Origin of the sequence: Numidum massiliense, from assembly GCF_001375555.1 — a bacterium.
In the GTDB taxonomy this organism is placed as follows: Bacteria; Bacillota; Bacilli; order Thermoactinomycetales; family Novibacillaceae; genus Numidum; species Numidum massiliense.
Genome location: NZ_CTDZ01000009.1, coordinates 2,290,366 through 2,310,969 on the forward strand (window position 1 = coordinate 2,290,366; position 20,604 = coordinate 2,310,969).

Consider the following 20,604-nt stretch of genomic DNA (forward strand, 5'->3'; position numbering starts at 1 on the left):
CTGAAGTGGCGTTAACGAACGAGAAAAGAATTTATGACACATTCGACTACTTACACACCCACGCGGAGTTGAGCTGGGAAGAGAAACATACGACTGTTTATATTAAAAATTTGTTGGAGCAAGCAGGATGTCGCGTGCGCACCTTCGACGATTGCACCGGGGTAATCGGTGACATCGGTAACATCGGCAACATGGCAAAGGGTGGAGGCGCCAGCACCAACAGCAGCACCACCTATAGCAGCACCGCCAATAGCAGCGCCACCAATAACAGCACCAGCGGCAGCGCCAGTAATGGTGGTGCTAGCCCCGAGAGCGTAGGCACTGCGGCGAACGCCACGTCTCAAGCGCCGCTGATCGCTATTCGCGCCGACATAGACGCGCTGTGGCAAGAAGTGGACGGCAACATGCAAGCGAACCACTCGTGCGGCCACGACGCCCATATGACGATGGTGCTCGGCACGCTGTGGAAGTTACAACAAGAACCCGAAGTGCTAAACAAAGTCGGCGTGCGCTTCATTTTTCAACCGGCGGAAGAAGTCGGCACCGGCGCCTTAAAGCTCGCAGAAAAAGGTGTCGTCGACGATGTCGATTTTTTGTACGGCATTCACTTGCGGCCAGTGCAAGAAACGGCTAACGGTTTTGCTTCTCCGGCAATCGTCCACGGCGCCACCCATTCGCTCGAGTTTGAGATTCGCGGCGACGATGCGCACGGTGCCCGTCCACACTTGACGCACAATGCGATCGAAGTCGGGCATCACATTCTTAACGCGCTACAGACGATTCACTTAGACCCGCGCGTCCCGCACTCGATCAAAGTGACACGGTTCATAGCCGGTGGAAAAAACACGAACATCATCCCCGGAAAAGCGTCGCTCGCCATTGATATGCGCGCGCAGACGAACGAGCTAATGACGCAGTTGAAACAGCGCGCCAAGGACATTTTACGGCAGACGGAAGCACTGTTTGACACGGAAATCGTCGTTACCGAGGATTATGGCATTGCCGCCGCAGAAGTGCACGAAGAGGCGCAAGCGATGGCGCAGCAAGCAATCGCCAATGCGCTCGGCGAGGAAAAGGTGATCGCCCCGATCATTACCCCGGGCGGCGACGATTTCCACTTTTACACCTTGAAAAAGCCACATTTAAAAGCGACGATGGTCGGTCTAGGCTGTGATCTCAAACCGGGCTTGCACCATCCGTACATGCACTTTGACCGCAAAGCGCTCTTCAACGGTATCGACGTTTTAACAGAAATCGTGAAATTACACGCACAGGAGGAGAAATAAGCTAAGATGCAACCGACCGAGCAAGCAAGCCAGCAACCGATCCACATTAGGGAAGTGATTTTGCACACCGTAAACGTTTCGTTGCAGACCCCGTTCACGACAAGCTTTGGCACGATGCGGACGAAAGATGTCTGTCTCGTAGAGGTCGTCGACTCATCCGGCATCTCCGGCTGGGGTGAAACGGTGACGAGTGACGAACCTTACTACAACGAGGAGACGACGTACACCGCCACCTACATCTTAAAAGACTTCCTCATTCCGAAAGTGATCGGACGCGACATCGCCCACCCGCGCGACGTGCACAACATGCTTACCTTCGTCAGGCGCAACAACATTGCGAAGGCGGCGTTGGAGACAGCGATCTGGGACGTTTTTGCCAAAAAAAATGGGCAACCGCTGCACGCGCTCCTCGGCGGGGAAAAAGAGAAAATTGCCGTTGGTAAGAGCATTGGCATTCAAGCCTCGCCGGAAAAGTTAGTGGAAAAAGTGGGGCAGTACGTCGCGGAAGGCTTTAAAAAGATCAAAGTAAAGATCGCCCCGGGAACCGACATCGCGTTTATTGACGCTGTCAGAAAACAATACCCGGACATCCCGCTCATGGCGGATGCGAACTCGGCGTACACGTTAGACGACATTGCCCATCTGAAGCGATTGGATGAGTACAACTTAATGATGATCGAACAGCCGCTCGCCCACGACGACATTATCGACCACGCCACCTTGCAAAAAGAACTGCAAACGCCGATCTGCTTAGACGAAAGTATTCACAGCTACGAAGATGCGCGCAAAGCGATCGAACTGGGCAGTTGCCGCATCATTAACATTAAGATCGGCCGTGTCGGCGGACTCGGGGAATCAGTCCGCATCCACGACTTGTGTAAAGCACACGACATCGCGGTGTGGTGTGGCGGTATGCTGGAGACAGGCGTCGGGCGTGCCCACAACATCCACATGACGGCTTTGTCCAACTTTACGTTGCCGGGCGATACCGCTCCGTCCTCTCATTACTGGGAAGAAGACATCGTCACGCCGGAAATTACGATGAAGGATGGTTACATCGACGTACCGAACGGTCCGGGAATAAGCTATGAAGTGGACAGAGCAAAGCTAGAAAAAGTGCTCCTCCATTCTGAACGCATCGATTCGGCGCACTCGCCGCACCCGATTCCTTAATAACGAACAAGGCCGGTCAAGCATGTCAAAAGGACGTGCTTGACCACCGTTTATTAGTATCGTAAAAAAGGTTGCCGCCTCGCTGTTTGCTATTGCTAGTTACACTGGAAACACTAGGGATCCATTTTCATCCCATATTTTCCAAAAAAAGCCGAATCACGTCCGCTCCGCCAACAAACGTACCGATGGAACTTCCCAGGTTGGCCAGCACAACGACAAGCAAAACTCGTGTTACCTTATTATGCCAGAATCCTTTTAAGCTGAAAACGTCCACTGACAGATTCTCAAAATCCCTCACGTGAGGCCTCCTCATATATGCTTGGACGGCGCCAGCAAACCATCCCGCCGCAAGCAGCGGATTCAGTGAGGTGATAGGTGCTGCGATGAATGCCGTGAAAATGGCCAATGGATGACCAAAAGCAATTGCAGTTCCGATGGCTGATAAAGAACCGTTCCATAAGATCCAACTGATGGCCTGCTGCAAGCCTGCGGAAGGATTGGCATAAAGAGTATAGGCTATGATCGCTAAAATCAATGCGGGAATCGACCAGCCAATAATTTTTGGAACATTTGACTTCGGCGGGCGTTCAGAGAGACGCTTTAAGTCGTGTTCCTTGCTGATTTCCTCCGTAATTCCCGGTACGTGAGCGGCACCCAAAACCGCCACAACTTTTTTCCCAGGGGCTTCTTTGATTTTTTGCGCCAAATACTGATCACGCTCATCAATCAACGGAACCTTCAGTCTTGGGAAGCCTTCAGTGAATTCCTTTAAAATGGCGTTGATCGTATCCTGATTTTTCATTTTTTCCAGTTCATCTTCTGAAATTTGCTTATTGTTGAAAATACTGAAGAACACCTGTGAAAGCAGCTGTGCCTTCCCCCAAAAGCCGACGTTGTTCCAAATGCGAGCAAATGTGATTTGAATATTCCGGTCAGCCAAAACAAGGTCGGCACCTATTTCCTTCGCGGATTCGATTCCTTGGATCATTTCCTGTCCGGCCTTTATCCCAAACTGATCGGCCATTCGTTTCTGGAAGGATGAAATCGCTAGGTTCATCAAAAGCAAAGTGGCTTTCTTTTCCTTGATCACCTTAAAGATATCCATGTCTTTCCATTTACTTTTATTCTGGATCGATTCATACCTTTGTTCATCGAGCTCCACACACACAGAGTCCGGCCGTTCGGCTTCGATGACCTCTTTTACCTGCTCCGCACTTTGCTTGGAAACATGAGCTGTTCCAATCAATATGAATTCCTTGCCATTTAATTCAATTCTCGTAGTATTATCTTCTGCCATAAGTACCTCCCTCTGAAAAAACGGCATTTTCAACTCTTAAAAGCTTTCCAGATACAGATCTAACTTATCATTCAAGATCTAGCTTATCATTCAATTCGTCTATGACCAATCGAAAGCTTCCGCGTTTTTATTTCTGTTCCTTATTATTGTAGTGGAATGACATTCCTTATTATTGTAATGGAATGACAAAGGGGACTCAACGCTAAAAAACTGTACAACTTACAAAAACCGCCGCTCACGCTGAGCAGCGGTTCCTCTATCCGCATCACATCACACCACATTACGTCACATCACGTCGCATCACACTACATCACACCCTCAAATTTTCCACAATGGTCGCAATGCCCATGCCGCCGGCGATGCAGAGCGTCACTAATCCGTACCGGCTGCCCGTTCGCTCGAGCTGATGGAGTAGCTTCGTCATGAGGATGGCGCCGGTTGCGCCGATTGGATGCCCCAACGCGATGGCGCCGCCGTTCGGGTTGACCTTCTCAATGTCGAGACCTAGCTCCCGGATGCAGGCGATGGCCTGCGAGGCGAATGCCTCATTCAATTCAATGACGTCGAGATCGTTCACTGTCAAACCAACTTGTCGCAACGCCTTTTGTGTCGCGCCGACCGGGCCCATGCCCATCGTTTCTGGGTCGCAACCAGATGCGGCCTGTGCAATGATTCGTGCCTTTGGCGACAAACCGTAGCGGTCGGCCGCTTGTTCGTTCATGACTAACAGTGCCGCGGCGCCATCGTTCCGGCCGCTCGCGTTGCCAGCGGTCACCGTACCGCCGGACTTGAAGACGGGCTTCAGATTCGCCAACTTCTCTAGGCTTGTCTCCCGCGGATGCTCGTCGACCTTGAAGTCGACCGTCTGTTTCCGATCCTGCACAGCGTACGGGGTGATCTCGTCCCCGAAGCGGCCTTCTCGAATGGCCGCGTGTGCCCGCTCCTGACTAAGCAAGGCAAATTCATCTTGCTCCTCGCGGGAAATCCCGTATTTCTCCGCGACATTTTCTGCGGTGATCCCCATCTGTAGGTGACCGTACTGTTCGACGGGCTGAGAGCCTGGCTGGCTTTCAGTGTTAGGGTCCTTTAGTATCGCGTTACCCGCTTTCACGCCAAACCGGACGCCACTTACATAGTACGGGGCTGTGCTCATCGATTCTGCGCCTCCCGCGATGATGACCTCACTTAGACCGATACCAATCTGCTGAGCGGCGTTGTTAACTGCCTGTACGCCGGAGCCACACTGACGGTGGACGGTATACGCCGGAATGCCGACGGGGAGACCTGCCCGCAACTGCGCGACGCGGGCGAGGTTTGACTCATCTGCACTCTGTTTCGCCTGGCCGAAGATGACTTCCTCAACGATGTTTTTCTCAATTCCTGTGCGGGCGATTAGTGCCTCAATGACGTGAGCCGCGAGGTAGTTCGCCTCGACGTTCGCTAACGCGCCGCCGAGCTTGCCGATCGCCGTTCGGACCGAGTCAACAATCACGGCGTTGTTCATGTGAGATCCCCTTTCTCCCTCGAGTAATGCTTCACTTTTTCACGGTCGATCTCCAAGCCGAAACCGGATCCATCCGGGATGACGACTTCAAAGTTCTCAAACCGAATGCCATCCACCGCGATCGAATCCTTGAATAGTAACGGTCCGAATAGTTCCGTGCCGAACTTGAATTCCGGAATAGTCGCGTACACAGAAGCGCACACGGCCGTGCCGAGGTCTGATTCGATCATCGTGCCTCCGTACAGGCCGAGCCCTGCGCCTTCTGCGATGGCGGCAGTCTGTTTCGTCGCCGTTAGGCCGCCCGCCTTGCATACTTTCAGTGCGATCGAATTGCCGGCTCGGTGCTTCGCAATGTGAAACACTTCCTGGATGGATGTCGCCCCTTCATCCGCCAAGATCGGTACGCGGTATCGTGCAGCAAGCCGAGCCATCCCTTCGTGGTTCCAAGCTGGGAGCGGCTGCTCGATCATCGAAATACCGCCTTCCTCAAGAGCCGGGATGCACGCATTCGCCGTATCTTCGTCCCACGCCTGGTTGATGTCGACCGTCAGCCGAGCCTTGTCGCCAACCGCTTGCTTGATCGCAAGCACATGCGCGACATTTTTCTTCGGATCCCCTATTCCGATCTTCAGTTTGAAGATGTTGTGCCGCTTCTGACGGAGGAATTCTTTCGCTTCTTCGATATCCTTGCCGGTATCACCGCTGGCGAGGGTCCACGCGACGGGAAGCGAATCGTGGATCTTCCCGCCGAACAGTTCGTATGCCGGAATCGAGCGCTGCCTTGCGGCGAGGTCGACAACCGCTGACTCCACCAGCGCTTTAGCGAAGTGGTTGCCGCGCACTTGCTTCGCCACGTCGTTCATGATTTTGCCGAACCGGATCGGGTTCCGCCCGATGACGAGAGGTGCGATGTACCGGTCGATGTTCACCTTAATTGCTTCCGGCGTCGATTCCCCGTACGACGCCCCGCCAATTGTGGCGACTTCCGCCCATCCTTCGACGCCGTCCTCATCGCGGACGCAGGCGACTACGATCGTCTGCTCAGTGATTGTATGCATCGCGAGCTGGTGCGGCCGAACGGTCGGAAGATCCAATATATAAACGTCAACCGAATGGATGTTCAATTCATCTATCCCCTTTTGTCCCTTTTTATTCAATGAATGCCGCTGCCGTCTTCTTGCGGATTTCCTCGATCGTCGCGCCCGGCATGGGCTCGACGAGACGGAGCTGCCTATCTTCCGTCACTTCAAACACAGCGAGCTCCGTAAAGATCAGGTCGACACTGCGGGTGGAGGTGATCGGATACGTACATTCTTTAAGAAGCTTCGGCAATCCGTCCTTCGAAGTGTGGCTCATCGTCACAAATACCTTTTTCGCCCCGACGAGCAAATCCATCGCACCGCCGACGCCCATAATATTCTTCCCAGGAACTGCCCAGTTCGCGATGACGCCGCGCGCGTCGACCTGTAGCGCTCCGAGAATGGCGACATCGACGTGGCCGCCGCGGATGATGGCAAACGACTCAGAACTGTTGAAGTAGGCGGCACCGACTGCCTCGCCGACCGGGAGCTTGCCCGCATTCACCAAGTTCGGGTCGATGTCCTCCTCTTTGACGTCGGTTACACCGAGCAGGCCATTTTCCGTATGCAAGTAGATGCTGTCATCATCTAAATACTGCGCAACGAGAGTCGGAATGCCAATTCCAAGGTTGACGGTAAGCGGGCCTTTCAGTTCTTTCGCCACCCGCTTCGCAATCATATGCTGCCCATCGCTTTTCGACAGGGACGCCTTCATACGCTTACCACTCCTTCCTTCGTTAGCACCTGCTTCGCCTCAATGATCGTATCGACGAATAAATGCGGTGTGACGATTTCTTCCGGATCTAGTTCACCGGGATCGACGATCTCATCGACTTCGACGATGACCGTCTTTCCGGCCGTCGCCATGAGTGGATTGAAGTTCCGTGCCGTTTTGTAATAGACGAGGTTGCCGAGTGTATCCGCCTTATGTGCTCGGATGAGTGCCACATCACCTCTTATGGCCTTCTCGAAGACGTACCGGACACCGTCAATCTCCCGCTCTTCCTTTCCTTCCGCTAGATCCGTTCCCACACCAGTCGTCGTGTAGTAACCGCCTAAGCCAGCACCGCCCGCTCGAATCGATTCTGCAAGCGTTCCCTGTGGCAGAAGCTCTAGCTCAATCTCGCCGCGCTGGTACTTGTCACCGACATCCCGGTTGCTCGTGAAATACGAGCCGATACCTTTTTTGATTTTGTTCTGGTTCAATAAAATTCCAAGCCCCTTGCCCGATTCACCGAGGTTGTTGCTAACGATCGTCAGCCCGTCGACGTCCATCCTAGTTAGTTCATCAATCAAGGTGAGCGGCGCGCCGATCAGCCCAAAGCCGCCGACTAAAATTGTATCTCCAGATTTTACACAGGCAAGCGCTTCTGCTGCACTCTCTTTTCGTTTCATCTTCCGATCAGCCCCCGTTCTTCTGATCCACGGCAGCTAGTAGCGAATCACTTAGTTCAAACCATGTCGGGATGCCGGCAGTTAAGATGCAGATATAGCCGACATCCGCGAGGTCAGCTTCACTTGCTCCGGCTTCCCGGGCACGCTCGATCCACGGGATAGCCCCTTTCCCGTCTAGCTCGACAACATGGTTCCCGACCATGTTTAGGAGCTTTAGGCGAGTCGGGACGAGACCATCCGATAACACTTTCTCTTCGATGGCCTGTGAATCGCCGTTCTCCATAAGGTGAAGGACCTCTTTTAAATAGGAGGTGTCCTCGCCGTCGAGCCAAGTGATGACCTGGCGAAATAGTTCCACCGCGTTAGCTCCGCTATCAGCCAGTTCCGGAACAGTCTTCCCATTTAACTCAAGCGCATAGCGGATGGCTTCCGTAGCCGTCTGCAGCGCACGGTTCCCTTTATAGAGGAAGGCTGTCAGGAAGAACTCCACGATTTCCGGCGCGGAGTAGCCGAAGTCGATCGCGCCTTTCGTATGGTACACCATACTACGGGCATATAGCCGCGCAGCGTTCATGCTCGCGATGAGGACATCCTTCTCCTTTCGAGACAGTGCCCCATCCTGCATAATCTCCCCACGGATTCCGGTGTACGTGTCTAGCACCGCCGGACTGTAGTCGTGCATCTTTTGCACCCAGCCCGGAACCACATCGTAGACTTTCCTAAAATATGTCAATGCGTCGCTCATCATTTCCACTCCTCACCAGTTTTATTTAAGTGCATCCGGGTATTCGTACTGATTGATGCCGAATACGAACGGAAGAATGAAGTAAACGAAGGCCAAAATTAGGACGAACGAAAGGATCGTTAGCCATGTTCCTTTTTTTAGCATGTCGATCATCGTGATCTTTCCAGTTGCGAAGACAATGGCGTTGGACGGCGTTCCGATCGGCAACATGAATGCAAACCCCGCGCTCATTGCAATAGCCGTCATAACTGGCAGCGGGTGAACGTCGATAGCAAGCGCAAGAGACGCTCCAATCGGAAGTAAAATCGTGACGGTCGCCGTGTTCGGTGCTAGTTGGGTCATGGCGATGGCCAGCAATGCCGGAATCGCGAGAATCATTACATACGAAGCACCGTCAAGCAGCAGAAGCTGATTGCCAATCCAGCTCGCAAGGTCTGTTCCGTTGAAACCCGCAGCAAGCGCCAAGCCGCCGCCGACGAGAAGCAGGACACCCCACGGCATATTCTTCAGTGAATCTGCTCCGAGGATACGGCCGCTGTTTTCCTTCGAAGCCGGAATAGCATGCAGTAGGACGATACTCACCATCGCGATCATCGTATCGCTAAGCCCCGGGATGAGATCAGTCCAGATAAATGTCCGCGTCAGCCACATGAAAGCTGTAAATAGAAAGACTGAGAGAACCACTTTCTCTTCATACGACATTTTGCCGAGCTCTTTCTTGCGCTCAATCACGAACTCGCGGCCATTGGCAATCTTCTTGACCTTCATCGGATAAGCGATTTTGGTAATATAGACCACTCCAAACAGCATGAGCAGCACTATAAGGGGAAAGGCGAATGCAAAAAAGGTGGCAAACGAGATGTCGATGCCGAGCAACTCTTTCGACAGCCCAGCGAGCACTAGGTTCGTCGGCGTCCCGATCAACGTGGCACTGCCACCGATCGTTGCACCAAATCCAATGGCGAAGATGATCGCTTTTGTGAACTTCGTCTCTTCCTCTTCGGAATGAACGCCATCTTCCTTCATTAATGTAACGACCTTCGCAATGATGGCCGTCCCAATCGGTAGTATGAGCATGACCGTCGCCATATTTGAGACCCACATTGAGATAAAGCCTGTCGCAAGCATGAATCCCAGCACTAGACCAGATGTACTCGTTCCGACCGCTCCAATGATGGAGAGGGCGATCCGTTCATGCAGATTCCACTTTTCCAGTGCAAGGGCGATTGCAAATCCTCCGATAAATAGGAAGATGAGCGAGTCCCCGTAGGCGGATGCTGCCGTTCCGCCGTCAACTGCTCCCATCATCGGCAGCAGGATTAGCGGCATCAGCGATGTAATACCGAGCGGAATCGCTTCCGTGATCCACCAGACTGCAATCCAGGCAGTAATCGCTAGGACGGCCCGTCCCTCATCACTGAGTCCGGGGAGCGTCAAGAAGGACAAGATGCCGAAGAACAGCAGCGGACCTAAGATAAGGCCCACGATCTGGGTTAGACTGTACGCATCTCGCTGATCATTATCCCGGCTGTTCCCCGTCTTTTCTTCCCCCATTTTCCCATAAAATGCCTTGTCCTTCGGTAGCTCTGCTGTCGCTTGTCCTGCAGCGTTAAATTCACTACGAAGGGTGGCAAATGTTACGACATCTTTCGTATGTTGGTGCGAGTTCCACATTTTCCGGCTAAGTGCGCGTAACGGATTTCCCATAAGATATTTCCCCCCGTTCTCTTCATTCGTTTAATTTTCGATTTCCCCCAAAAACTCCTCGATCGCCTCTGCCACTTCTGTCCGCTCTTCAAAAACAAGCGTGTAGTGATTAGCGTCCGTTTCGATCACCTTAAGGTTGCGGATGACGGCTTTCGTCTTGTCGTAGTGCGCCATGAGGAACAGTGGTGGCATTGGTCCGATCGCACCGGACGCGTAAACGAGGAGCACCGGACAATCAATCTTCGTGCCCACCTCTTCTGGCTGGAATGAACGGAAGCTGTCGAAATCAGCACGGATCCCGGCTTCGTCGGATTTATGCACCCAAAGCCCGTTCTTTTCTTCGACTTCGTAGGCCGCCGTTTCAGCCAGCTCATCGGACCAGGTGATGCCCAAGTTCTCATAGATTTTCTGGATTTCCGATACGTACTTTTCCTTGGATTCGTAAGTACGGCTGATCCGCCCTAGTGAAGGTTCTACAATGGCACGCTGGTGGTCGGACGTTTCGGCAGCCCCGTCGAGAAGCACTACCCCCTTTACGAAATTCAGGCGGCTTGCCACAATCGCTGAGATAAATGCCCCCATCGAATAGCCGACGAGAATCGGGCTATCGATCTTCAGTTCCTTAATCAGACCGATGATGTCATCTGCATGCTTGAAGATTGATGGCTCGGGATCGAGCGCACTGCTGTTGCCGCGCCCGCGGAGGTCGACGGCAATGATGCGGTAATCGCCCTTGAACCGCTCGATTAGGTAGTGCAAATTCCGGTAATTGCCCGTCAGTCCGTGGATGACAATGATCGCTTCCTTCACACCTGGATAATCCGCTACTTGAATGTCGTTTCCGTCCACAGTCACTTTATAAAATTCCATCTTTTTACCCTCCTCTACGGTACATAAATCGTACAATCATACGCTATGCGTACAACAAGATCATAAGAAAAAAGTGGACATCCGATTTAATGTCCTTTCTGGACTTAAATGTCCTCTCATAAAGAAGAAGTCAAACGAAACGGCCTCATAGTCACCGACTTGTTCCGATTCGGTTTCGTCAGAAGCTCAATTTTGAACTGTTCATACCACCCCTTTCGTGAAACGTTATGTCTGCAGCGACTGGATACAATAAAAGCGTTGACAGAAACCGCTTTAATATTGTACGATATACGTACAAAACATCTTATAGCGTACACCTTGTTTTAAGTATAGGAAGGAGCATCTAGATTGTCAATAAATAAATTCAGGAAATCGGGTGACTTTATCCAATCCCTTGAACGCGGCCTCATCGTCATTCAAGCCTTTTCGCAGGAAACCCCTCAGCTAACGGTCAGCCAGGCCGCCGCGAAGACAGGACTGTCGCGTCCGGCCGTCCGCCGCATTTTGCTTACACTTGAGGCGTTGGGTTTCGCTGAATCGTCAAACGGCATCTATTCACTTACCGCGCGGACACTTACACTGGGATACGCCTATCTTTCCTCGAAGAGCATCTGGAACCTCGCCGTCCCGATTATGCGGAAGTTCGCAGAGAAGACTGGTGAATCGTGCTCGATTTCAATCTTGGACGGAACCCATATCATCTACGTCGCTCGTGTTCCCGCTAACCGGATCATGAGCATTAACCTCGACGTCGGCTCTCGTCTCCCGGCCTATGCCACTTCAATGGGTCACATCCTCCTTGCCCACCTGTCGGAGGATAGACAAGATGCCACCCTCAATGAAATTCCGTTCAAGTCGTTCACGGCGAACACGATCACCGACAAAGCAACGATGAAGGCGGAACTCCGGGAAGTTCGGGAACGCGGCTGGGCATGCGTCGACCAACAGCTCGAGGAAGGCCTTCGTTCCATCGCTGTCCCGATCGCAGCAAACGGCCGCGTTATCGCGGCGATTAACTGTTCAGCGCATGCCGGTCGGGTATCCAAAAAGATTTTATTGGAGGAATTTCTACCACTTCTTCGGCAGACGGCGGATTCAATCAATACGGCGATTGCAGCTTCAGGGGCGGTGTTCGTATGAGCTAATTTAAAAACCTTCAGAAATGGGCCCCCTAGGAAGTTTTACACGCTCAACGAAAAGGGGATTGAAGAATTGGCGTCTTTTTGGGAAAGATGGGATTTTCTAAGTGGGCGTATTCAAATGTTGAGAAATCATGGAGGTGAAGACAATGAGCTTTAGTCCTAAAATTAAGGAGAAAATGAACCAATTTGCCAAAGAGCAGTCACGGCACTATTTAGAAGAAGCCGAGATGACCTACTTGGAGAAGCTCAGGCGGAAAACTGGTCAGGCCAAGAACAAGTTTATGGCGAAACTCGCAAAGTTTAAGAGCCGCTCTGAGACCTCACTCGAAGCGCAAAACGATATGGTGCTTTACATGAGCGACTACATGAACGATTTGATCGCAGAAGGACTTTCCGAGCAAGAAGCGTTTGCACGCGCCCAAGAGGAGCTCACGTTTCGCAGTGAATCCGCAAAGTCTGCCGACTTGCAGGAGCGGTTTGCCGAGTACTATAAAAACCGCGACCCTGCAGATTACGAAGCGATCGGTCTGTTTTACGCAGGATTCATGTTCTTTGGGCTCTCAACCGGCGCACTCATTGGATTTCTCGGTAGCGGTGGGCGGGAGATGTTCCTCGCTGGCGGGTGGATCGATACGCTAATTGGCGCTATCGTTGGCGTAACTACCGGAATGGGATTAGGGCTGATTAGCAACGCCATGATCGTATTGAAAAATAAATAATTCAGAGGACAAACGAATGTTTATAGAAAAGCCCCCTCGCAAATGCAGTAGTCATTGGGCCTACATCGTTTAGCTTAAGTAGGCCCAATTTTACATTCAATTTGAAGTAGTCATCTGTTGCTCATCGCCTTCTCCATGGCATACAATAACTGCACACAGTCCATCGAAGAGAAGTCAATTTTCCGGTTAAAGCGTTCACCTAGACAGCCTATGCACTTGACACTTTTTCCGGTCTAAAGCATACCGTAGCAAAGTGATTGTAGGAGAAAGACCACACCTGCCCCAATCGCCATACCCTTAACGAGATCGGTCTTTCCCTTAAGTTTAGCCACGATTATGAGCGGGATGATATAAATTAATTGGATCACCCCTATAAGCAGGATGAATTGTATAAAATATCCCAAACCTATAGATAGAGTAAGAGCCAAAAAATTGCACCCAAATACAATGGCACAACCAGACCAACCGTCACCTGTTTCACGGTTTTCTTCCTCCATAACACCACTCCCCACATAATCTATTTTGCGCCACGCTCATTTCGCTAACATTCATAGCGCTAATGTTGTATCGCTACCTACGTCATCGGCACCATTTCTTCGCGCAACTGCTGAAGCAACGTCTCGCGCCCGTCGCGGTAAAACATGTTGTACGTATCGAACGGGATAATGCGTCCGTCGGGATGCACGATATGCACACACGATTTTTTCACCGAGCGGACGTCAAAATTGTACGGATCGAGAAACTGCATAATGATAACGCGAAACACATTGTCATACGCAATCGACTCCGGTACTTGCACCGGCGGCAAACAACACAACAGATTTTTTAGAGACAGCGCGGACGATTCCGGCGAATGACTCGTGGAAAAGAGTGAAAAAATGTGTTCCTTTAACGTCTCGTCCTGCTCGTACACGATTGTATTTCCCGAGCCCGCTAATAACACATCGGGATCGATCAGCCCAGTTAACGGCACCACTTGTTCTCCTACCTTAAGCGCATACCCCATGGCCAAACAGTCGGGATGACACGGCACGGGAATGATATCTTCTTGGCGGAATACACCCGATTGCGCAATAATGTGTTCCCTTACTTCACTCAACGTGAGGCGATCAACTGCCGGGTCAAACTGTTCCAGCCTCCCCGCCGCTTGAATCGGCTGAAAGGTAACGCCACGTACCGCGCGCTGCTTTAACCCATACTGAATCATACGCCCAATCTCATTGTCGTTTAACCCTTTTTTCAAAGTGACAACTAATGTTGTGGAAATATTAAACTCGTTCAAGTGTTGCATTGCTTGCTCGCGTATGTTGCGGAGGTCGGCACCGCGAAGCTCTTTGAGCGCTTCCGCTTCGAAGCTGTCAAACTGCAAATAAATTTCAAACCCCGGCATGTACGAAGCTAGCCTGCGCACAAAATCCCGATCCTTAGCGATACGCAATCCGTTCGTGTTTACCATGATGTGCTTAATCGGTCGCGCTTTCGCCGCGTCGAGAATAGCAAAAAAGTCCGGGTGGATGGTCGGTTCGCCACCGGAAATTTGGACGATGTCCGGCTCGCCTTCGTTGCGGACGACCGCGTCGAGCATCGCCTCAATGTGCGCCAAGCTGCGAAACGTCTGCCGCTGAGGAGAGGATTCCGCATAGCAAATCGGACACTTCAAATTGCACGCTTCCGTCACTTCGACGAGCGCAAGACAACTATGCTGCTCGTGATCCGGACACAAGCCGCAGTCGTACGGACACCCGTAGCGGATCGGTATATTGAAGTGGCGGGGCATCGAGGACGGTTTTAAGTAGGCGCGGCACATTTTGTAATATGCGGCATCACTCGCGATTAGCACCCGTTCCGCCCCGTGCTGCGGACAACGCTTGATCATGTACATTTTACCGTCCTGTTCGACAATTTTCCCTTCGACCTTACGGTAGCAAGTGGAGCAAATGCTGTTCGTTAATTCATAAAAAATGTATGGCCGTTCAGACATGTCCAGTCAATCTCCTCTCGCTTGTCATTTTTTTAAGTAACCGGATGAGGCGCGGCAAGTGGCGGGTGTAATATAGGATCCCTAGCACACAAGCGACTTGAATCGCCCCCAACCCGATATACGGACGCGGGTACGGTTTAATAAAGTCAACGCCTAACCGGAAGGCGAAATACGTAACCATAAACAGCTTAAAAATGTCCCCTTCTCGATGCAGGACTCGTTTGATAAACGAGAGCATAATTCCTAACGCGAGTAAAAACAGTAGCTCATACAACTGTGTCGGATGCCGCAATACACCGTCCCCGAAGTCGATCCCCCAAGGCAAAGCGGTAGCAATGCCGTACGTGTTGTCCTCCAACCCGGTCAAAAAACAACCGATCCTCCCCACAGCCATCCCGAATATAAGCGGTAACGTTAAATCGTCGCCTGTTGAAGCGGTGTGCCCGACCATTTTCTTCGCCAGCTCCACCCCGATTAAACCGCCGAGTAATCCTCCGACAATACTCTTCCCTTCCATCCAAAATATCGGCTCGTCAAGTGGCTTAGCAATATGTGCCCATAAGACAGACGGGTCGTACAGCCATGCGAGTATTTTTGACCCAAACGCCGCCCCCACGATTGCGCCGGCGATGACCGACCATTGAACGGTGCGCGACAACCTCTCTGGTCGACGGAACCATAGGTACAAACGAAAACCGAGAAAATAAGCAAGCGCCTCCATCACAAAATGAGGATGGAGCCTTACCGGACCGAGCTCGATCCATACCGGAAACTGCATCACTAACCTCCTTCCAATCGTCGTCACGTGTCGTTTCACGTGTCGTTTTACGTGTCGTTTCTTATTGCGAAGCTATTCACACCACACACAGATCACCCGTGATCAATAAGTATTCGCCACGATTTAAGTATTCGACAATATTTTACCAAGTCCTTCTTTATCTATGTAGAAGGACCTTCCCAACTTTGAGTCAACATTTATAAAGGCAAAATTTATTGACGATCCCGCGCAGTTATCATACACTCGATGCAAATCTATTGATCCGGAACTACTTGCAAACGAAAGGGAAGGAAATGAAGGTTATCGGTATTGCAGAACAATTTTTCGTCTTGTTCGGTAACGAGCAAAACGAACGTCCACACCGTCATTACGGGATTCAACTACTTATACCGACGAATACGTTGGCGATTAATCGGTATCAAACAGATGCATCCGCCATAATAGACAGCCATGTTGAACACGTCGTCTATGGCGACGGGAACATTTTATCCCTACTGTTCAATCCAGAAACGACGATCGGACGACGGATTAGTAACCACCATTTTCAAAATAAAAAAAGTGCTTATGAAGGTATCGTTTATTTCCACAACCCTCACCTAACCACAAACGCCAAAGCGATGACGCGGACGATTGACGGCAGCGCGCCGAATAACGCAGCCATCAATGAGTTAATCTACTCGACCGTCGAACAGTTGTTGCGAGGAGTCCCCCCATTGCGACAGCTAGACGACAGAGTCTCTGACGTTATTCAATATATTGAGTCAAGCGATTTCACTCACTTACGTTATGAAGATGCCGTAAATAGTGTTTTTTTGTCTAAATCGCGAGTGACTCATTTGTTCACTGAAGAAATGGGCATCTCGCTTATGAAGTATATGACGTGGAAAAGACTGCTTCACGCCTCTAAGGAAATAGCCCTCTCCGGAAAATCGATCACAGAGGCGGCCCATCTATACGGGTTTGCCGATGCGGCACACTTTTCACGCGTGTTTAAGGAAAACTTCGGCGTTAGTCCGAGTGGCGTCTTCCAGAAGCAACAAAAAAATGACCGTCTCATTCATGTGTTTACACGCGATTTTTCGTAAACTGACCGTGAAGGAGATGATCGATGTGGCATTCGAAGCAATTTTCGACGATGTTAATTTCAATTTTCAAGTAAACCGGGTACTGTCCTTCGGCGATGTGGCCTGCAACCGCGAAGAAGTGTATGCTGCCGCGGCCAACATACATAATTTCGAGACATGGTATGTGGAATGGCGACGTATGGCGGAAATCGCTGAAGGGGAAGGTAGATACGTCCACAGCATGTATTACTACCGCATGGCAGAATTCATGCTAATGGACGACGATCCCGCAAAAAATGTTATGTATCACAAAATGGCGGAAATGTTTCAGAAAGCAGTCCCTTCCGCCGTGAGGTATCAGGTGCCGTTTAAGGGTGGTCACTTGCCTTGCCTATTCATCGAAGCGGACGCACCTGCCGACACATCTCAGACGGTCCTCGTACACGGAGGATACGACTCTTTCATTGAAGAATTTTACCTCATCTGCGAGCGGTTCGCGCGCGCCGGATACAACGTTCTCTTATTTGAAGGGGAAGGACAAGGCGCCACACTGCGGCAAGGCATGACGTTCAACGAGAAATGGGAACAGTCGGTAGGCGCCATTTTGGATTATTTCCAGCTCGACCAAGTGGCCTTAGTCGGAATCTCTTGGGGCGGGTATTTTGCTCTAAGGGCGGCGGCGATGGAGAAGCGGATCGCCCACGTCGTCTGTTACGATGTGTGCTATGACGGGCTCGATGTGCTGTTTCACTTATTGCCGCAGCCTGCGAGAACGTTACTGCAACAACTGTATAAGTTCAGCTGCAAGCGAATCATCAATGCCCTCGTACGCAAAAAAATGCAGCAGGACACGCTCGCCAATTGGGGCATCACCCACGGCATGTATATTACTGGCACGCGTTCGCCGTTCGATTTTTATCGCGCGATTGAAAAACATACGTTGAAAGGGCTGCTGAACCGCATCGAGCAACGTGTGCTGCTGCTCGCAGGCGAAAAGGACCACTATATTCCGCAGTGGCACTTCGATTATTTACGGAATCATTTGCCCCGTGCCCGGGTCACGAGCAGGCTTTTCACTACAGCGGAGGGTGGGGAGCAGCACTGTCGGGTCGGGAATTACGACTTAGCGATCGGTTACATTTTGTCGTGGTTGCACGATAAAAACTAACATACCTCGCTTTTCCACGATGACAATTCCGCTCGCGACACACCGCTGTGCAGGAGAACAACCGGCTTTCTGCTATAAGTGGTCGCTATGCGTGTGGGATACATGCCGAGAATATCCGATAGACATTTCTTAAAAGCGAGTGGCTCGATCGAGTTCGCAAACGATGCGTAAACACGTCGAGGCGTTCCGCCCTTCTCCGTTTGCGAAACGCCTCTTAATACGTCCAAGTAAATCTCTAATAGTCGACTTCCATTTTAACTGCGGTTAAGCGTCACAACTTGCTTCGTCCGGCTCGATTCGTACGCCGCCTTCACGACTTCGAGCGTCCTAAGCCCGTCTTCACCCGTAATTGAAGGCTCGCCCTCCTGCTTTACACACTGTACGAAGTCGCCGATTAAGCGTTTGTCCATATCTTCTGCCCACGGAAGCGACTGCGTCTTTCCTTCGCGGTCGTTGTAATAATGCAGCGCCTGCTTAAACGCATCGACTGACAGTGTCCCCTTCGTACCGACAATTTCCATCGTCACATCGCCCCACGTCGGGAACGTTTTTGGCCGTGACCAGCTCGGGTCGATCGTCACGATGACGCCCGATTCGAGTTCTAAACTGACCATGCCGCAGTCTTCGACAGCGATGTCGTAAAAGCGCGTGTCTAATTCCGCGTACACGTTTTTCACTTCATCTTGCAGCATCCAGCGGATCAAGTCCATCACGTGTACGATATGGTCTGTCGCCGAGCCGCCCCCAGACAGCTCTTCTTCAATAAACCAGCCACCCGGCATCTGACCGTGGTTCGTGCCTTTAATCGCCAAAATCTCCCCTAACTGCCCCGACTGGACGATGTCGCGCACGCGCTGGACTACCGGCGCAAAACGTACAGGGTAGGCGATTTGTAAAATGACTCCCGCGTCCTTACACGCGGCAAGCATCGCTTCGGCGTCAGCGACTGTCGTTGCAATCGGCTTTTCACACAAAATGTGCTTACCCGCTTGCGCGGCTTGGACGACGTGTGCGCGGTGCTTGTTATTTTCAGAACATACGACGACCGCATCGAGATCTGTAGCGAGTAAGTCTGCCAAATCTTCGTAGAACGTCCCGCCGAACTGCTCGGCCGCCGCTGTACCGCGCGCGGGATCATCGTCCCAAATCGCGGCTAACTCGACGTCCGGATGGGCGTGTAAATGGGCGGCATAACTGTAGGCGTGCATGTGCGCAAAACTTATCATTCCGATCTTCACGTCAGTTCACCTCTTCCGCTTCCGCTTTCAGTGTAACCACTTCGCCTGTTTCCGCTGACTTTAGCGCCGCTTGCGCGATTTCGACCGCCTTTAACGCGTCGTACGCAGTGACGATCGGTTCACTGCCGGTTAACAGACACTGGGTGAAGTGCCTCAGTTCACGCTCGTACGGTCCTTCTGCCAGCGGACTTTCCGGGACAGCTACCCCTTGCGCTGCCGCTACTTTTGTCCCGCGCTGACTCACTGTAAGCGGCGTACTCGTGCGGCTGTCGTGTTCGAGCATACCGTCCGCACCCGCAATTTCAAACGTGGTGCGGAACGTCGCGTGTGCCCACGAGCCTTCGACGTGTGCGATCGTACCGTCCGCCATCCGCAACGTGACGAGCGCATACTCGAGCGGATCGTCGCCAGTGAGGCGCGACTGACAGCGAGCCATTACGCGGCAGACGTCGCCGAACGTCCACCGCAACCAATCAAAGTCGTGGATAATCATATCGAGAATTAGGCCACCGCTCTTTTCCTTATCCGCGTACCAATTTTTCCAGCCGCGCGGAAAGTGACCGCCGCGCGTCATATTGACGACACCGGACTTGCCGACGGCACCGTTTTTCACCTGTTCGTGCGCTTGAACGTATTCCGGGAAAAAGCGGACGACGTGCGCCACGTACAGTTGGACGCCGTGCTGCTTACATGTATCGATAATTTCAGTAGCTTCTTGGACGTTCAATCCTAACGGCTTTTCACTAATGACGTGCTTGCCTGCCCGAGCCGCTTGCTCGATCAACGGCTTATGCAAATATGTCGGGAGACAGACGTCGACAACGTCGACATCGGGCGCCGCGAGTATGTCGTCAACCGAATCGTACGCTTGTGCGCCGTACCGATCCGCTAACCGCTGCGTCTCCTCGCGGTCGAGTGACGTCATGCCAACTAACTGCGCTCCGGCGATGCGCGACCATGCATCCGCGTGTACTTTTCCCATCGTGCCTGTCCCAAGCACGGCGACTTTTAACGGTTTGTTCATTCCTCTCACCCCACCAAATCGTTCGCCTTTGCTCATTCTAGCTGCCTGTTTTCATTCCACGTCCTACAGTTACTCTCTCCACTAACCGGATACATGTTTATCCGTTCTACTGAGACGTTCGTTTGAGACGTTCGTTTTTTTACCGATTCCTACACGCTTACATTTCTCCTTCGGACTATACAAAGCCTGCTTGATTTGCGATTTTCACGTTACCGCTTTCAACAGCAGTGAATAGTTAACCCTATGACCCATTGACTACAATCATGATAAGCATACCACGCGCCGGATATTTCCGCCACTATTTAGTGAGAAATGAATAAACCCTTAACAAATATGTAACACGGGGCAACGATACATAAAAATAGTGCAAAATGGAAAAACCAACAACTGTGTGTCCTAAAGTTAGTCGTGTTAATTTTTCCCGGTATGGCGAG

General features: G+C 51.6%; 19 protein-coding genes and 1 pseudogene. 7 read left to right on the plus strand and 13 right to left on the minus strand.

Going from position 1 to position 20,604, the window contains the following annotated elements:
* Positions 1-5 precede the first annotated feature (5 nt).
* Both BN1247_RS10970 and menC read left to right on the plus strand, forming a co-directional pair.
* The gene (locus BN1247_RS10970; protein ID WP_054950420.1) at positions 6-1,286 is read left to right on the plus strand and encodes a M20 peptidase aminoacylase family protein; all 1,281 of its coding nucleotides are present in this window, start codon (positions 6-8) and stop codon (positions 1,284-1,286) included.
* A 6-nt stretch (positions 1,287-1,292) separates the two neighbouring features.
* Positions 1,293-2,459 (plus strand): o-succinylbenzoate synthase, encoded by a 1,167-nt coding sequence (gene menC, locus BN1247_RS10975; protein ID WP_074011130.1) that lies wholly within the window; start codon positions 1,293-1,295, stop codon positions 2,457-2,459.
* A gap of 127 nt (positions 2,460-2,586) precedes the next feature.
* On the opposite strand, the gene BN1247_RS10980 is transcribed toward menC, so the two are convergent.
* From BN1247_RS10980 to BN1247_RS11015, 8 genes are all read right to left on the minus strand, one after another.
* Positions 2,587-3,756, minus strand: coding sequence for a TraB/GumN family protein (locus BN1247_RS10980; RefSeq protein ID WP_054950421.1), 1,170 nt, complete (start codon positions 3,754-3,756; stop codon positions 2,587-2,589).
* A gap of 310 nt (positions 3,757-4,066) precedes the next feature.
* Entirely contained in the window at positions 4,067-5,260 is a 1,194-nt protein-coding gene (locus BN1247_RS10985; protein WP_054950422.1) for a thiolase family protein, read from the minus strand.
* Complete coding sequence (locus tag BN1247_RS10990) at positions 5,257-6,384, minus strand: muconate cycloisomerase family protein (protein ID WP_054950423.1); 1,128 nt, start codon at positions 6,382-6,384, stop codon at positions 5,257-5,259. The genes BN1247_RS10985 and BN1247_RS10990 overlap by 4 nt, the downstream gene beginning before the upstream one ends.
* A 25-nt stretch (positions 6,385-6,409) precedes the next feature.
* Positions 6,410-7,054, minus strand: coding sequence for a 3-oxoacid CoA-transferase subunit B (locus tag BN1247_RS10995; protein ID WP_054950424.1), 645 nt, complete (start codon positions 7,052-7,054; stop codon positions 6,410-6,412).
* Positions 7,051-7,734: a CoA transferase subunit A gene (locus BN1247_RS11000; protein ID WP_054950425.1), complete on the minus strand. Its 684-nt coding sequence runs from the start codon at positions 7,732-7,734 to the stop codon at positions 7,051-7,053. Before BN1247_RS11000 ends, BN1247_RS10995 begins: the two co-directional genes overlap by 4 nt.
* Before the next feature lie 7 nt (positions 7,735-7,741).
* Complete coding sequence (locus BN1247_RS11005) at positions 7,742-8,479, minus strand: carboxymuconolactone decarboxylase family protein (RefSeq protein WP_054950426.1); 738 nt, start codon at positions 8,477-8,479, stop codon at positions 7,742-7,744.
* 21 nt (positions 8,480-8,500) lie between these two features.
* A complete protein-coding gene (locus BN1247_RS11010; protein WP_074011131.1) occupies positions 8,501-10,186 on the minus strand; it encodes an SLC13 family permease in 1,686 nt (561 codons plus the stop codon).
* A 30-nt stretch (positions 10,187-10,216) separates the two neighbouring features.
* Positions 10,217-11,056, minus strand: a complete 840-nt coding sequence (locus tag BN1247_RS11015; RefSeq protein ID WP_054950427.1) for an alpha/beta fold hydrolase — start codon at positions 11,054-11,056, stop codon at positions 10,217-10,219.
* 348 nt (positions 11,057-11,404) lie between these two features.
* On the opposite strand from BN1247_RS11015, the gene BN1247_RS11020 reads away from it, so the two are divergent.
* The 3 genes and pseudogenes from BN1247_RS11020 to BN1247_RS11025 all read left to right on the plus strand — a co-directional run bounded on the left by BN1247_RS11020 (position 11,405) and on the right by BN1247_RS11025 (position 12,917).
* A complete protein-coding gene (locus tag BN1247_RS11020; RefSeq protein ID WP_082415902.1) occupies positions 11,405-12,196 on the plus strand; it encodes an IclR family transcriptional regulator domain-containing protein in 792 nt (263 codons plus the stop codon).
* Between the two features lie 24 nt (positions 12,197-12,220).
* Positions 12,221-12,355: pseudogene (locus tag BN1247_RS18215) on the plus strand (PadR family transcriptional regulator); the annotation flags it as partial.
* Positions 12,345-12,917, plus strand: a complete 573-nt coding sequence (locus BN1247_RS11025) for a hypothetical protein (protein WP_054950428.1) — start codon at positions 12,345-12,347, stop codon at positions 12,915-12,917. The pseudogene BN1247_RS18215 and the gene BN1247_RS11025, both read left to right, overlap by 11 nt.
* A 233-nt stretch (positions 12,918-13,150) precedes the next feature.
* Here BN1247_RS11025 and BN1247_RS11030 read toward each other — a convergent pair whose 3' ends face one another.
* The 3 genes from BN1247_RS11030 to BN1247_RS11040 form a co-directional block, all read right to left on the minus strand.
* A complete protein-coding gene (locus tag BN1247_RS11030) occupies positions 13,151-13,414 on the minus strand; it encodes a hypothetical protein (RefSeq protein ID WP_054950429.1) in 264 nt (87 codons plus the stop codon).
* Between the two features lie 77 nt (positions 13,415-13,491).
* Positions 13,492-14,898, minus strand: a complete 1,407-nt coding sequence (locus BN1247_RS11035; RefSeq protein WP_054950430.1) for a radical SAM protein — start codon at positions 14,896-14,898, stop codon at positions 13,492-13,494.
* Positions 14,891-15,676, minus strand: a complete 786-nt coding sequence (locus BN1247_RS11040) for a prolipoprotein diacylglyceryl transferase (RefSeq protein ID WP_054950431.1) — start codon at positions 15,674-15,676, stop codon at positions 14,891-14,893. Before BN1247_RS11040 ends, BN1247_RS11035 begins: the two co-directional genes overlap by 8 nt.
* 257 nt (positions 15,677-15,933) lie before the next feature.
* On the opposite strand from BN1247_RS11040, the gene BN1247_RS11045 reads away from it, so the two are divergent.
* Both BN1247_RS11045 and BN1247_RS11050 read left to right on the plus strand, forming a co-directional pair.
* The gene (locus BN1247_RS11045; RefSeq protein WP_147675232.1) at positions 15,934-16,761 is read left to right on the plus strand and encodes a helix-turn-helix transcriptional regulator; all 828 of its coding nucleotides are present in this window, start codon (positions 15,934-15,936) and stop codon (positions 16,759-16,761) included.
* A gap of 25 nt (positions 16,762-16,786) precedes the next feature.
* On the plus strand, positions 16,787-17,908 hold the full coding sequence (locus BN1247_RS11050; protein WP_054950433.1) for an alpha/beta fold hydrolase: 1,122 nt from the start codon (positions 16,787-16,789) through the stop codon (positions 17,906-17,908).
* Positions 17,909-18,162: 254 nt separating this feature from the next.
* On the opposite strand, the gene BN1247_RS11055 is transcribed toward BN1247_RS11050, so the two are convergent.
* On the minus strand, positions 18,163-19,146 hold the full coding sequence (locus BN1247_RS11055; RefSeq protein WP_054950434.1) for a Gfo/Idh/MocA family protein: 984 nt from the start codon (positions 19,144-19,146) through the stop codon (positions 18,163-18,165).
* A gap of 1 nt (position 19,147) precedes the next feature.
* Entirely contained in the window at positions 19,148-20,170 is a 1,023-nt protein-coding gene (locus BN1247_RS11060) for a Gfo/Idh/MocA family protein (protein ID WP_054950435.1), read from the minus strand.
* Between the last annotated feature and the right edge of the window lie 434 nt (positions 20,171-20,604).

Excerpts from the sequence above, each read along its gene's own strand:
- BN1247_RS11040 (WP_054950431.1), bottom strand. The coding sequence starts at position 15,676 with ATGCAGTTTCCGGTATGGATCGAGCTCGGTCCGGTAAGGCTCCATCCT.
- BN1247_RS11000 (WP_054950425.1), bottom strand. The coding sequence starts at position 7,734 with ATGAAACGAAAAGAGAGTGCAGCAGAAGCGCTTGCCTGTGTAAAATCT.
- BN1247_RS11060 (WP_054950435.1), bottom strand. The coding sequence starts at position 20,170 with ATGAACAAACCGTTAAAAGTCGCCGTGCTTGGGACAGGCACGATGGGA.
- BN1247_RS10995 (WP_054950424.1), bottom strand. The coding sequence starts at position 7,054 with ATGAAGGCGTCCCTGTCGAAAAGCGATGGGCAGCATATGATTGCGAAG.
- BN1247_RS11030 (WP_054950429.1), bottom strand. The coding sequence starts at position 13,414 with ATGGAGGAAGAAAACCGTGAAACAGGTGACGGTTGGTCTGGTTGTGCC.
- BN1247_RS11015 (WP_054950427.1), bottom strand. The coding sequence starts at position 11,056 with ATGGAATTTTATAAAGTGACTGTGGACGGAAACGACATTCAAGTAGCG.
- BN1247_RS11010 (WP_074011131.1), bottom strand. The coding sequence starts at position 10,186 with ATGGGAAATCCGTTACGCGCACTTAGCCGGAAAATGTGGAACTCGCAC.
- BN1247_RS11025 (WP_054950428.1), top strand. The coding sequence starts at position 12,345 with ATGAGCTTTAGTCCTAAAATTAAGGAGAAAATGAACCAATTTGCCAAA.
- BN1247_RS11005 (WP_054950426.1), bottom strand. The coding sequence starts at position 8,479 with ATGAGCGACGCATTGACATATTTTAGGAAAGTCTACGATGTGGTTCCG.
- BN1247_RS10985 (WP_054950422.1), bottom strand. The coding sequence starts at position 5,260 with ATGAACAACGCCGTGATTGTTGACTCGGTCCGAACGGCGATCGGCAAG.
- BN1247_RS11035 (WP_054950430.1), bottom strand. The coding sequence starts at position 14,898 with ATGTCTGAACGGCCATACATTTTTTATGAATTAACGAACAGCATTTGC.
- menC (WP_074011130.1), top strand. The coding sequence starts at position 1,293 with ATGCAACCGACCGAGCAAGCAAGCCAGCAACCGATCCACATTAGGGAA.
- BN1247_RS10980 (WP_054950421.1), bottom strand. The coding sequence starts at position 3,756 with ATGGCAGAAGATAATACTACGAGAATTGAATTAAATGGCAAGGAATTC.